The organism is Streptomyces sp. Q2, from assembly GCF_056820935.1.
Genome location: NZ_JBXEJE010000014.1, coordinates 173,126 through 185,543, shown reverse-complemented (window position 1 = coordinate 185,543; position 12,418 = coordinate 173,126). Strand labels below are relative to the sequence as shown.

Annotated in this window: 11 protein-coding genes and 1 pseudogene; 3 read left to right on the top strand and 9 right to left on the bottom strand. The window is 72.4% G+C overall.

All coding sequences use genetic code 11. The features are described from left to right. The first annotated feature begins 123 nt into the window (after positions 1-123). From ACWBNA_RS17680 to ACWBNA_RS17670, 3 genes are read left to right on the top strand one after another with little or no spacing between them, the layout of a single operon-like run. Positions 124-729: a carbonic anhydrase gene (locus tag ACWBNA_RS17680; RefSeq protein WP_482705299.1), complete on the top strand. Its 606-nt coding sequence runs from the start codon at positions 124-126 to the stop codon at positions 727-729. Beyond that, positions 726-2,420, top strand: a complete 1,695-nt coding sequence (locus tag ACWBNA_RS17675) for a SulP family inorganic anion transporter (RefSeq protein ID WP_482705298.1) — start codon at positions 726-728, stop codon at positions 2,418-2,420. The genes ACWBNA_RS17680 and ACWBNA_RS17675 overlap by 4 nt, the downstream gene beginning before the upstream one ends. A gap of 31 nt (positions 2,421-2,451) precedes the next feature. Further along, complete coding sequence (locus ACWBNA_RS17670; RefSeq protein WP_482705297.1) at positions 2,452-3,378, top strand: oxidoreductase; 927 nt, start codon at positions 2,452-2,454, stop codon at positions 3,376-3,378. Between the two features lie 105 nt (positions 3,379-3,483). Here the strand turns inward: ACWBNA_RS17670 and ACWBNA_RS17665 are convergent, their stop codons facing one another. From ACWBNA_RS17665 to ACWBNA_RS17625, 9 genes and pseudogenes are all read right to left on the bottom strand, one after another. Next, positions 3,484-4,125 (bottom strand): LysE family translocator, encoded by a 642-nt coding sequence (locus tag ACWBNA_RS17665; protein WP_482705296.1) that lies wholly within the window; start codon positions 4,123-4,125, stop codon positions 3,484-3,486. Positions 4,126-4,170: 45 nt separating this feature from the next. Then, a pseudogene (locus ACWBNA_RS17660) lies at positions 4,171-4,281 on the bottom strand (SDR family oxidoreductase); the annotation flags it as partial. A 9-nt stretch (positions 4,282-4,290) separates the two neighbouring features. After that, on the bottom strand, positions 4,291-4,641 hold the full coding sequence (nirD, locus tag ACWBNA_RS17655; protein WP_482705295.1) for a nitrite reductase small subunit NirD: 351 nt from the start codon (positions 4,639-4,641) through the stop codon (positions 4,291-4,293). Further along, positions 4,638-7,244: a nitrite reductase large subunit NirB gene (nirB, locus tag ACWBNA_RS17650; RefSeq protein WP_482705294.1), complete on the bottom strand. Its 2,607-nt coding sequence runs from the start codon at positions 7,242-7,244 to the stop codon at positions 4,638-4,640. The genes nirD and nirB overlap by 4 nt, the downstream gene beginning before the upstream one ends. Next, a complete protein-coding gene (locus ACWBNA_RS17645) occupies positions 7,244-8,458 on the bottom strand; it encodes an NAD(P)/FAD-dependent oxidoreductase (protein ID WP_482705293.1) in 1,215 nt (404 codons plus the stop codon). Before ACWBNA_RS17645 ends, nirB begins: the two co-directional genes overlap by 1 nt. Before the next feature lie 509 nt (positions 8,459-8,967). After that, positions 8,968-9,588, bottom strand: coding sequence for a class F sortase (locus ACWBNA_RS17640; RefSeq protein WP_482705292.1), 621 nt, complete (start codon positions 9,586-9,588; stop codon positions 8,968-8,970). Positions 9,589-9,706: 118 nt separating this feature from the next. Further along, positions 9,707-10,228, bottom strand: a complete 522-nt coding sequence (locus ACWBNA_RS17635; RefSeq protein WP_482705291.1) for a hypothetical protein — start codon at positions 10,226-10,228, stop codon at positions 9,707-9,709. Positions 10,229-10,817: 589 nt separating this feature from the next. Beyond that, complete coding sequence (locus ACWBNA_RS17630; RefSeq protein ID WP_482705290.1) at positions 10,818-11,195, bottom strand: peptidase inhibitor family I36 protein; 378 nt, start codon at positions 11,193-11,195, stop codon at positions 10,818-10,820. Positions 11,196-11,388: 193 nt separating this feature from the next. Further along, entirely contained in the window at positions 11,389-12,309 is a 921-nt protein-coding gene (locus tag ACWBNA_RS17625; protein ID WP_482705289.1) for a hypothetical protein, read from the bottom strand. Positions 12,310-12,418 lie beyond the last annotated feature (109 nt).

Genomic DNA, 12,418 nt, shown 5'->3' with positions numbered 1-12,418 from the left:
ACTTCTGGACCGCGCCCGCACGTTCACACAGCGGGTCGAATTCGAGCCCGGCGAATACCGGAAACTGGCCGAGGGGCAATATCCCGAGGCACTCTTCATTACCNTCCCGTCGAGGAGGCATCGTTGAAGGCACTTCTGGACCGCGCCCGCACGTTCACACAGCGGGTCGAATTCGAGCCCGGCGAATACCGGAAACTGGCCGAGGGGCAATATCCCGAGGCACTCTTCATTACCTGCTCGGACTCCCGAGTGATACCCGCGCTCATCACGGGCGCCCGGCCCGGAGAGATATTCGAGTTGCGGAACGCGGGCAATATCGTGCCGTCGTACGGGCGGCCCGGGGCCGGTGGTGAGGCCGCCACCATCGAGTACGCACTGGAGGTCCTCGGGGTTCAGGACGTCGTGGTGTGCGGTCACTCACACTGCGGAGCGATGGGCGCGCTGAAGTCCGGCGACGACCTGGCCGCGCTGCCGGGCGTGGGCGCCTGGCTGGAGGTGGCCCGCCCGGAGCTGGCCCCGATGCTCGCCGGCGCCTCCGACGATCCGTCGCTGTCCGACGTGGCGCAGCACAACGTCGTCAACCAGCTGGCCGCGCTGCGCAGTCACCCGGCGGTACGGCAACGGCTCGACGCGGGCCGGCTGCGGCTGCACGGCTGGTACTACGAGGTCGACACCGGGCGGGTGTACGAGCTCGAGGACGACGGTCGTTTCCGGGTGCACGCCGGATGAGCGGGGCGCATGCGCGCAGCCGGGGAGCCGTCTTGAGGGGTGCGGGGGCGAGTACGGGCAAGGCCGGCAGGAGTGCGGGCGCCAGTACGGGCAAGGCCGGCCCCAAAGCCGACCTCGGCACCGAGATCACCGCCTCCCTCGTCGTCTTCCTCGTCGCCCTGCCCCTCTGCATCGGCGTCGCCGTCGCCTCCGGGGTCCCGGCCGAGCTGGGGATCATCTCCGGAGTGATCGGGGGGCTGGTGGTCGGGGCGGTGCGGGGCAGCACGCTCCAGGTCAGCGGGCCCGCCGCGGGGCTCGCCGCGCTGGTCGCGGAGACCGTCGCCGACGTCGGTGTGGCCATGCTGGGCGTGATCGTGCTGGGGTCCGGGATCCTGCAGATCGTCCTCGGTGTCGTACGGCTGGGCCGGATGTTCCAGGCGATCTCGCTCGCCGTCGTCCAGGGCATGCTGGCCGGCATCGGGCTGCCGCTGATGTTCAGCCAGGCGTACCCGATGGCCGACGCGAAGGCGCCCGGCACGCCGATCGAGAACATGGCCGGGATCCCGGGGCTGTTCGCCGGCATCCTCACCGACCGGCAGGCGATGATCGCCACGCTCCTGGGTGTCGTCACCGTCGTGCTGAGCTTCCTGTGGAAGAAGGTGCCGGGGCCGGTGAAGAAGGTTCCGGCCGCGCTGGTCGCCGTGGGCATCGGTATCGCCGTCGCCGCGCTGCCCGGCGTGGAGGTGAAGACGCTCCAGGTCGGCAATCTGCTCGCCGCGGTGAGCGTGCCCGGCGGGGAGCAGTTCGCGGGGCTCGCGGATACGGCGATCATCACGGCGATCCTCACCTTCACGGTCATCGCCTCCGCGGAGAGCCTGTTCACGGCGGCCGCGGTGGACCGTATGCACAGCGGCCCGCGCACCCGCTACAACACCGAGCTCATCGCCCAGGGCGCGGGGAACACGGTCGCGGGCGTCCTGGGGGCCCTGCCGATCACCGCGGTGGTCGCGCGCAGCTCGGCGAACGTGCAGGCGGGTGCCAAGACCCGGCTCTCCCGCACCCTGCACGGTCTGTGGCTGCTCGCCTTCGCGCTGCTGCTGCCGCAGGTCCTGGCCCTGATCCCGATCTCGGTGCTCGCCGGGGTGCTGGTGCACAGCGGCTGGAAGCTTTTCGCGCCGGAGGAGTTCCCGAAGATGTGGCGCCAGGACCGGGGCGAGTTCGCGGTGATGACCCTCACCACGCTGGTCATCGTGGCGACCGCGCTGCTCGAAGGCGTGCTCGTCGGGCTCGCCGCCGGGATCGTGCTGGCCGCCCTCAGGATGTCGCAGACCGTGATCCGGCAGCATGTCGAGGACGACACCGCCAAGGTCGTCATGGCCGGGAACGCGACCTTCCTGCGGCTGCCGAAGGTCATCGAGGCGCTGGAGGCCGCGGCGGCCTCGGGCAGGCCCCGGATCCGCCTCGACCTGACCGGCGTGACCCATCTGGACCATGCCTGCCGCAACCAGGTGGAGGAGTTCACGGCCCAGCAGCGGGGGAACGGCGTACGGGTGGAACTGCTGATGCCGGGACCGGCGAAGCCGGTGCCCGCCGAGGCCGAGCCGGAAACGCCCGCCCCCGACGTCACGCCCGGCCCCGGCGCCGAGTGGTTCTACCTGGACACGCGGCCCCTCCCGGACGATTACCTGGAGCGCCCCCCGCTCGTAGGCTGAACCCCACCTGCCAGCGGAGGGAGGGTCGGCCATGGCCGGCTGGACCGAGAAGGACATCCCCGATCAGCGCGGCCGTGTCGCCGTGGTCACCGGGTCCAACAGCGGCATCGGGTACGCCGCCGCGCGGGAGCTGGCGCGCCGGGGCGCCCGGGTGGTGCTGGCCTGCCGGAGCGAGGCGCGCGGCACCGAGGCCGGTGACCGGCTGGCCGCCGAAGTGCCGGGAGCGGAGGTGGAGTTCGCGCGGCTCGACCTCGGGGACCTCGCCTCCGTACGGCAGTTCGCGGCCGCCTTCGCGTACGACCGGCTCGACCTGCTCGTCAACAACGCGGGCGTGATGGCGCTGCCGTACGGGACGACCGTGGACGGGTTCGAGACGCAGTTCGGCGTCAACCACCTCGGGCACTTCGCGCTCACCGGACTGCTGCTGCCCGCGCTGCTCGAAACGCCGGGTGCCCGCGTCGTGACCGTCTCCAGCATGGTGCACGCGATGGCCAACATCGACATCCGCGACCTCAACAGCGAGCGTGGGTACCGGCGTTGGCACGCCTACGCCCGCTCCAAGACCGCCAACCTGCTCTTCACGCACGAGCTGGCGCGCAGGCTGGCGGCCCACGGCGCGGACGTCGTCGCGGCGGCGGCGCACCCCGGGTACGCCGCCACCAACCTCCAGACCGAGGGCCCGCGGATGTCCGGCCGCAAGGCCAGCGAGCGGTTCATGAAGGTCGGCAACCGCTTCTTCGCCCAGTCCGCCGAGGCGGGCGCGCTGCCCACCCTGTACGCCGCTACCGCGCCCGACGTCCCTCCGGACTCCTTCACCGGCCCGCACTGGGCGATGTGGCGCGGGAGCCCGGGCCCGTCCTGGCGGGCCTCGTGGACGTTCAACGACACGGCGGGGGAGCGGCTGTGGGCCGCCTCGGAGAAGCTGACGGGTGTGACGTACGACCCGCTGTCGGTGTGACCGTCGGGGTCGGCCGGTCGGCCCTCGCGGCGGTCGGTCCTCGCGCCGGTGGCGCCGGTTGGTCCTTGCGCTGTACGGCCTTGCGTCGTACGGGCCTCGCGCCGGTCAGTCCTTGCGGCCGGTCACGGCCACCGTCACGCCCAGTCCGATCATGGTGAGCCCACCGGCCCCGCCCACCAGGGAGAGCCGTCGGGGCGACTGCGCGAACCAGGTCCGCGCGGTCGCCGCCGCCAGGCCCCACACGGTGTCGGACGCCAGCGCGATGAGGTTGAAGACCAGGCCGAGCACCAGCATCTGGGCCGCGGCGTGCCCCTGTCCCCGGTCGACGAACTGCGGCAGCACGGCGGCGAAGAACACGATGGTCTTGGGGTTGCTCACCCCGACGGCGAACCCTTCCCAGAACGTGCGCAGGCCCCCTTGCGCCGCCGCCTCGTCACCGGTGAAGGAGGCCCGCAGCGCTCCACGCTCCCGCCACGCCTTGACGCCCAGGTACACGAGGTAGGCCGCACCGGCGAGTTTGAGTGCCGTGAAGACGAGGACCGAGCGTTCGACGACCGACCCGACCCCGAGCGCCACGGCCACGATCAGCACATAGGCGCCGACCGTGTTCCCCACCACCGTGGTGACGGCGGCGCGACGGCCCTGGGCGAGTGCCCGGCCGATCACGAACAGCACGCTGGGACCGGGGACCACGATCAGCAGGAAGGACATGGCCGCGAAGGCGAGGAGACGGTCGGTGGGCACCATGAACCCCATGCAAGCACGGGGGCGTCCGTGTCTCCAGCGGGTATTTCAGGCGGTCGCCCCGCTGTCCACCACCAGGTCCGTGCCCACCGTCGAGGCGGCGGCGTCCGAGGCCAGGTGGAGGACGGCGGCGGCCACTTCCTCCGTGGTGGAGACACGAGATGTCCGCTACGAGGTCCGTACCTCGTACGTCGCGATCCGCACCGCCTCGTCGTCCAGGCACTGCCCGGACTCCAGGTCGAACCGCTGCTTCAGCAGGGGCGAGGCGACGAAGGGTCGGCCCTGCAGAGCGCCGAGCAGGCCGCGGGAGAGGACCGCCGCACCGCTGAACGGGTCGCGGTTGTCGACGGCGTACAGGGAGCCGGCGCGGTCGCGGAAGAGGGCGACCTGGCGGCCGTCGGGCAGCAGTGCCGCCACTCCGCGGCCCGGCAGCAGCACGCTCAGGTCGCAGACCGTGAACCAGCTGTCGGTCAGCTTCAGTTGGATCTTCAGGTCGGTCGTCTCGGGTGCCAGTGTCATCGCTGGGCACTTCCTTCCAGGACGTCTGCCGGGTTCTCACTGGGGCGCATGCCGATGGACAGCAGCGGCAGGTCGGGCTTGATCTGGTCGCGCTCGGGGACGAAGCCGACGACCGGGTCGGGGGTGTCGGGCGCGTTCACGAAGGAGACGAACCGGGACAGCTTCTCGGGGTCGTTGATGGTCGTCGCCCACTCGTCGGCGTAGTGCGAGACGTGGTCCGTCATCAGGGACTCCAGCTCCTCGCAGATGCCGAGTGAGTCCTCCACCACCACGTCCCGTACGTGGTCCAGGCCGCCCGGGATCCGCTCCAGCCAGGTGGAGGTGCGCTCCAGGCGGTCGGCGGTGCGGATGTAGAACATGAGGAAGCGGTCGATCAGGCGGATCAGCTCGTCGTCGTCGAGGTCCTGCGCGAGCAGGTCCGCGTGGCGCGGGGTGGCGCCGCCGTTGCCGCCGACGTAGAGGTTCCAGCCGTTGGAGGTGGCGATGACGCCGAAGTCCTTCGACTGGGCCTCGGCGCACTCGCGGGCGCAGCCCGACACCGCCGACTTCAGCTTGTGCGGGGACCTCAGGCCCCGGTAGCGCAGCTCCAGGTCGATCGCCATGCGGACGGAGTCCTGGACGCCGTAGCGGCACCAGGTCTGGCCGACGCAGGACTTCACCGTGCGCAGGGACTTGCCGTAGGCGTGGCCGGACTCGAAGCCGGCGTCGACCAGCCGGGTCCAGATGAGCGGGAGCTGCTCGACGCGGGCGCCGAACATGTCGATCCGCTGGCCGCCGGTGATCTTCGTGTAGAGGCCGAAGTCGCGGGCGATCTCGCCGATGACGATGAGGCCCTCGGGGGTGATCTCGCCGCCGGGGATGCGGGGGACGACCGAGTACGAGCCGTTCTTCTGCAGGTTGGCCAGGAAGTGGTCGTTGGTCTCCTGCAGCGCCGCCTGCTCGCCGTCGAGGACGTAGCCGCTCGCGCCGATGGTCGGGGCGAGGGAGGCGATGATCGAGCCGACCGCCGGCTTGCAGATGTCGCAGCCGTCGCCGCCCCGGGCGTCCTCGCGGCCGTAGCGGTCCAGGAGGTCCTGGTAGGTGTTGATGCGCAGGGCGAGGACGATCTCGTAGAGCTCCTCGCGGGTCTGCGCGAAGCAGCCGCACAGGCCCTTGTCGACCACGACGCCGTTGGCCTCCAGCTCGGCGGTGACGAGCTGGCCGAGGACCTTGACGCAGGAGCCGCAGCCGGTGCCGGCCTTGGTGCACTTCTTGACCTCGGGAACGGTCGTGCACTGGTGGTCGGTGACAGCGCCGCGGATCGCGCCCTTGGACACGTTGTGGCAGGAGCAGATGACCGCCTCGTCCGGGAGGGCGGAGGGGCCGAGCTGGACGCTCTCACCGGATCCGGCGGGCAGGACCAGCGACTCGGGCGAGACCGGCGGGACCGAACCGGTGAAGGCGCGCAGCGTGCCGTACGCCTCCGCGTCGCCGACCAGGATGCCGCCGAGCAGCGTGCCGTCGCGGCCGATGACCAGCTTCTTGTACAGGCCCGAGCGGGAGTCGGAGTAGACGACGTCCAGGCAGTCCTCGGCGGTGCCGTGCGCGTCGCCGAAGGACGCCACGTCCACGCCGAGCAGCTTCAGCTTGGTGGACAGGTCGGCGCCGGTGAACTCCGCATCGTCCTCGGCGATCGTCGCGGCCACCGTCTCGGCCTGCTCGTAACCGGGGGCGACCAGGCCGTACACCCGGCCGTCGGAGGCCAGCGCGCACTCGCCGATCGCGAACACGTGCGGGTCGTTCACCGTGCGGCACTGCTCGTCGACGCTGATGCCGCCGCGCTCGCCGACCGTCAGACCGCAGTCGCGGGCCAGCTGGTCGCGGGGGCGGACACCGGCGGAGAAGACGACCAGGTCGGTGGCGAGTTCGGAGCCGTCGGACAGCTTCATGCCGGTGACCGCGCCGGACTCGTCGACCACGATCTCCTGCGTGCCCACGCCCGTGTGGACGGACAGGCCCATGTCCTCGATGGTGCGCAGCAGCGCGGCGCCGCCGCCCTCGTCGACCTGGACCGGCATCAGGCGGGGGGCGAACTCCACGATGTGGGAGGTGAGGCCGAGGCCCTTCAGCGCGCCGGCCGCCTCCAGTCCGAGCAGACCGCCGCCGACGACCGCACCGGTCGTCCTCGACTTGGCGTACTCCTCGATGGCGAGGAGGTCCTCGATGGTGCGGTAGACGAAGCAGCCCTGGGCGTCCTTGTTCGGGACCGGCGGGACGAAGGGGTACGAGCCGGTGGCGAGGACCAGGACGTCGTAGTCGACGGTCAGTCCGGAGCGGGCCGTCACCCGCTTCGTTGAGCGGTCGACCGTCTCCGCGGGGTCACCGACGTGCAGCTCGATGCCGTGGTCGGCGATGAACTGCATGTCCGTCATCGAGAGGTCCTCGGGCGTCTTGCCCGAGAAGTACGAGGTGAGCTGCACGCGGTCGTACGCAGGACGCGGCTCCTCGCACAGCACGACCACGCGGTGCGTGGCGGTCAGGCCGCGCTCGGCGAGCGCTTCGAGGAAGCGCTGGCCGACCATGCCATGGCCGACGAGCACGATCGTGGGGGTGTCCGTGGACATCAGGAGCCTCCATCATTGGTGAGCAGGTGGAGCAGGGGGCCGCCGTCGGACGGGAGCGGCTCTGCTCCCTCCCAGGCGCGCGCGAGCGCGCCGACGGTGCCGAGTTCGCCGACGAGGACCCCGCCGACCAGGCGGTCGTCGCGGACGACGACCTTGCGGTAGGTGCCTCGGGTGGCGTCGGCGAGCTGGACCACGTCGTCGCCGGGAAGGGCCTCCGTCTCGCCGAACGCGGCGAGGTCGAAGGCGGTCTGCCCGGCGAGGGTGAGTCGGGTCAGCGAGCGGGTGCCGGTGTAGCGGGCGTGCGCCCGGCCGGCCAGCGACTCGGCGAGCACGTCGGCCTGTTCGAGCGCCGGGGTGGCAAGTCCGTAGACCGTGCCGTCGTGCTGCGCGCAGTCGCCGATCGCCCGGATGTGGGGGTCGGAGGTGCGCAGTTCGTCGTCGACGACGACGCCCTTGCGGACGTCGAGGCCGGAGATCTGGGCGAGGCCCACGCGGGGGTGGACCCCGCAGGCCAGGACCACGAGGTCGGCGTCGAGAGCGTATCCGTCGGCCATCTCCACCGAGCGGACCGCGCCGCCGACGCAGCGCACGTCGCGGACCCGGCACTCGGTGTGGATCTCCACGCCGAGGTCGGTGAGGTGCCGCCGGACGAGCTTGGAGGCGGACGGGTCGAGCTGGCGCTCCATGAGCCGCTCGGACTGCTGGGCGAGGACGACCTGGGCGCCGCGCAGGGCGAGCGCCCGGGCCGCGGACACACCGAGGAGCCCGCCGCCGATGACGACCGCCTTCACGCCCGGCCGTACCGCCTTGGACAGGCCCAGGCAGTCGTCCATCGTGCGGAAGGCGTGGACGCCCACGGGCAGCACGTGGTCGGGGCTGAACAGGCCGCGCAGGGGCGGGAGCACGGGGTTGGAGCCGGTGGCCAGGACGAGCGTGTCGTATGCGATCTTCGTGCCGTCCGCACACTCCACGGTCCGCCCGGCCCGGTCGATGGCGGTGACCCGGGCGCGCGTCAGCTCCGCGGGCGCCGGGAGGGCGATCACGTCGGGGCTGTAACGGCCGGCCAGCACCTCGGCGAGCAGGACCCGGTTGTAGGGCCGGTGCTCCTCCTCGCCGATGAGCGTCACGGGAACGCCGAGCTCACCGAGCCGCCGGGCGAGACGGACGCCCGCGATGCCGGCGCCGATCACCACCACACGCGTATTCGAGGTCATGTCTAGGAGCGTGCGTTGCCGGTGTTACCCGGCCGCATCACGTCTGTTTCCCGCGGGGAACGCTGCCCTCAGCGGAGGCGGGGGAGGGATGTGAGGGTTCGGGGAGGGCGCCGGGGGCGCGCTGTGAGGCGGGGCACGGCGGGGGCCGGCGGCGCTGGCGGGATCCGTGCAGTCGGCATCGTCTACGACCGGAGCCGGTACGGGTCGTCAGGACCGGGTTTCACCAGCTCATGCCCGGAAGGCCGACCAGGCACGAACATACCTGCTGCTCCCGGTGCCGCTCCTCGGGCCGCCGTCGAGCACCCCCGGCCGCGTACGCCCTCGGCGCCGACAAGGCGGTCGCCCTCGTCGCCACCGGGGGCGCGGCGGTGAGGTACGCCCGCACGGCGCCCGGGGATGTGAGCCTGGTCGCTCAACGGCCGCGCGTGAGGTCGCCTGTCCGCAGCGGCTGTCGTGAGGTCGCGGGCCTCAGCGGTTGCCCGTGCCGCCGCCCGCGAGGTCGCGTGTCCTCAGCGGCCGCCCGTGAGGTGTGCGAAGGCGACGACGTTTCCCTGATAGCCGGTGCTCCGCGAGTAGCCGCCACCGCACGTGATCACCCGCAGCTCGGGCCGCGCGGCCGCCCCGTACACCTTCGCGTCGGGGAAGCCTTTCGCGTCGTACACCTCGACGGCGTCCACGGTGAAGACGGCGACGCCTCCGTCACGCCGGTCGACCTCGATGACCGCGCCCTTCTTCAGGGCGCCGAGTTCGTAGAAGACGGCGGGGCCGTCGGCGTTGTCGACGTGACCCGCGACGATCGCGGTGCCCGCCTCGCCGGGGGTGGTGCCGGCCTCGTACCAGCCGGCGAGGTTCTTCCGCGCGGCGGGCGGGACGCCGAGGCTGCCGGTCGCGGTGAGGCGGAGGCCCCTCAGGGGGGCGTTCACGCCGATCGACGGGATGCGGATCCGGTCGGGCGGGGAGGGCGGCAGGGCGGGAGCGGCGGACCGCTGGGAGCGCGGGTCGGGGCGGGCCTCGGCCGCGGACGGCTGCGGCGGGGCGTGCGTCTCGGCGCCACTGCGCAGCAGCCACGCGCCGGAGCACAGGGCCGCGGCGGTGACGGCCGCTATCGCGGCATTGCCGAATCTGGGCATGGCGGAACCCCTTTTCCGGAAGGGCTGGGCCCGCTTCCCCCTCCGGGCCGCGAGGGGCGTCGGACCCGGAGGGGGAGGGGGCATGCGGTACCGGCGGACGGACGGCGGAGGGTGTCCGTCAGATCCCGTCGCCTCTCGCCCGGCGATGCAGGAGCCAGGTACCGCCCGCGGCGGCGACGGCGAGAGCCGCCACGCCGGCCGCGGTCTGTACGGGGTCGGGGCCCAGTGCGCCGCCGACCCCCGTCTTCACACTCCCTCGCGGAGCCACCCACTCGCGCGCGGACGTCAGCGTGACGACCAGGTCGCCCGTGACCCGCAGGCCGCTCTCGGCGCACGTCGCGACGATCTCGTACGTCCCCGGCTGCGCGCTCGGCGGCACCCGGAACTGCCCGATGGCGTCGCCCTCGTGCCTGCCGGGCGCCAGGGTGAACGCACCGGCGCCCACCGCGCTGGCGTCGCCCGCCGCCGTACCGCCGTCCCCGCAGTCCGCCGTGTTCACCGTGATCTGCCCGCCCGGCACGACGGAGGACGGGTAGACCTCCAGGCCGCCGGTACTGCCGCCGTACGCGGGCGCGGCGCCGAGGCCGGCGACGGCCACGGCGAACGCGGTACCGGACAGCAGACGGGCGGTACGTCGCATCGGTGCTCCCTCGAGCTCTGCGGTGCACTTCGGTGGTGGGGCTGCTCTTCCGAGGTAAGTGGCACCGGGCCGAGACCGCTTCCTGAGAGAGCGTCAGAAATGTGGTGAATGGGTGTCAGGTGAAAACCGACTGGACGGCTGCGCGCGGCATTTCAGCAGGTCATCGGCGCGAGACGGGTGGGGGAGGAAAAGAACCCGAAGGGCGCAGGGCGGGGGTGTGAACGGGTGACGGACGGGGTCGGTGTGCGAGGTCAGCCCCGCACACCGCTCCCGTCCCCGCCCTCGTTCCCGCCGTCGCCCCTGCTCCCGCCCTCACGCCCGTCCCCGCCCTCGTACTCCGCCAGGACCTCCGTCACCGCCCGTGCCCCACCGCCGCGAGCACGGGATTCCGGATGACGTGGGCCCGGGGTTCGGGGCTGGGCCCTGGGCGATGGGCTGACGGCGGAGCACTACCACCGCGGCGGGAGGTCCACGTCGGCAGCCACCCGGAAGAGCCCCCGGGTGCCGGCATCGAAGAGCGTCCTCGCGGCGCGGCTCCCGACGGAGGGCGTGCCGCCACCCCAGGAGTGACGGCGCGCCCTCGGTTCGTTCAGCAGCCGGTGGCCCAGATGTGGGAGTCACCCCGGTCGTTGGCGCCCGCGTTGTAGGAGACCTCCTGGCCGGGGGTCAGGCAGATCGTGACGCCGCCGCCCTGCCACGCGCCGGCGTACACCTTGACGTGGTCCTTGATGCCCGGGCCCGAGATCCCGTGGTTGGCCCACGAGCTGTCCTGGTCCGCGATGTTGCCCTCCCACCAGCCGTCGTCGCCGGTCCATCCCACCGCCAGACCGCCGTAGTTGGCGTCGGTGTAGGCGCAGAAGCTCCCCTGGGCGCAGGGAGCGGCGGCCTGGGCCGTACCCGGTACGGCGGCCAGGGAGGCGCCGGCGGCGAGGAGGACGCCGGCCGCGGTGATGAAGGTCTTGCGCATGATGGTGATCCCTTCGATGTGAAATGCGGTGTGATGGTGTGGTCTCTGGATTGCGGTGATTCCCGGTGATTCCCGGTGATTCCCGGTGGTTCCGGTGATTCCGGTGAGTCCCGCTGGTTTCCGTGGTTGCGGTGGTTCCGGTGACGTCGGTCGGTGACGTGGGCCGGTGAAGACGGCCGGAGACAGGCGCGCCTCAGAGGCCGTGCCGGACGGCGTAGCGCAGGCCGTGCTCGCGCAGTTGCCGGTGCTCGTCGATCAGGTCGGCGTACTCGGCACGCAGGCCGGCCGCGTGGTGCTTCTCCAGCCGGGCGCCGGTGGCCGCGAGGTCCGTGCTCCGGACACACCGCGCCTCGGCCACGGCGTACCGCTTCTGCAGGTCCCCGGCCTGACGCGGACCGAGGTCGCGGGCGCGGCGCTGCCATGCGCCGCGCAGTTCCGCCGGGTCCTCGGCCTTTTGCACCGGGGCGACGCAGCGCGACCAGCGGGCGAGCGCGGCCAGGTACGCCGCGTCCCGGGTCACCCGGTCGTGAGCGGCGGCCCCCAGGTTGTTGACCGCGACCTCGGTACGGAACCAGCGCGCCTGGTCGCCGTAGAGGACGCGTTGCGCCGCGGCGAGACAACCGTCGCTGTTGGCCCTGACGACCAGTCCGGTGGCCGTACGGGTGGACAGCTCACGGCGCCCGCTCCCGAACAGCGCGTCGGCCAGCCGTCGTTGCTGCTCGGCGGCCGCCTTTCCGGGCTGCGGTGACCGCGGTGCGGGCTGCTGTGCCGGTTGCCGCTGCCGTGCTTGCCGTGTCCCCGCCGCGCCCCCGAAGCCGTGCTCGGCGGCCCAGGCGGGGTCGTCGATCCCGTACGGGAACTGGCGCCGCGGTCCGGCTTCCTGATCCGCCGGCACGGGCGGCGCCGCCGCCGACGGAACCTCACGCGCCGACAGACAACGCCGTACGAGGGCGGCTTCGGCGGTCTTCAGTAGATCGTCCTGGGCCGGAGTGGACCGCGGTACGGGTCGAGGCTCCCCCGCGTCGTCGTGTCCCGCGCCGCCCGCGCAGCCGCCCGCCAGGGCCGCCACGCACACCGACAGCGCCACCGTGGAAACGAACCTCGGAACCCGCACCGTGGTCACCCCCTGCCGTCCCCCGACTCCTCCGTCGGCTTGCCTCCATTAGAGAAGGAGAGGGGGGCGGCTGTGACCCTCCGAAGTCATAGGGCCGGGGGGGGGGGGG